A 542-nucleotide genomic window follows, 5' to 3' on the forward strand; every position below is an offset into this window, starting at 1 on the left:
GTGGGTATGGCTCATCGGATCGGCCACCGGGACGGTCTGGGCGATGACGCCCTGCAGCGACTTGTCACCCGCCAGCACCTGCACCTTGTCGCCGATCCTGATCTTGTCGAACACATCGCCCGGCACCTGCGTCGTGACCTGCAGCTTGCCCTGTCCCTCGATCACCAGCACCGGGCGGCCCGGCGCGGCCAGATCGCCCTGATTGGCCATTTTCTGCACCACCACGCCGGTGATCGGCGAGGTGACGGAGGAATAGCGCATCTGCGCGGCGGCGGTGTTGTAGCCGGCCTGCGCGGCGGCCACCTGCTCCTGCGCCACCTGGTAGCGCAATTGCACCTGATCCCACTGCTGCTTGGGAATGGCCTGTTCCTTGTAGAGATTGCCGAAGCGTTCGAAGTCGCCCTTGGCGTTGGCCAGATTGGCCTGCGCCTGCGCCAAGCCGGAGCGCGCCTGCGCCACCTGCCCTTGAATGTCGGTGGGGTCGACCTGGAACAGCAACTGGCCCGCCTTGACCGTCTGGCCCTCTTTCACCGGCAGCGTGC

At 66.4% G+C, this 542-nt stretch carries 1 protein-coding gene; it reads right to left on the bottom strand.

Annotated features, from left to right (window positions below):
• The coding region (locus ACK4TH_RS13160; protein WP_409627079.1) for an efflux RND transporter periplasmic adaptor subunit at positions 1 to 542 on the bottom strand (542 nt) is incomplete at both ends.

It is taken from the genome of Tepidimonas sp., from assembly GCF_046292505.1.
Taxonomy (GTDB): Bacteria; Pseudomonadota; Gammaproteobacteria; order Burkholderiales; family Burkholderiaceae_C; genus Tepidimonas.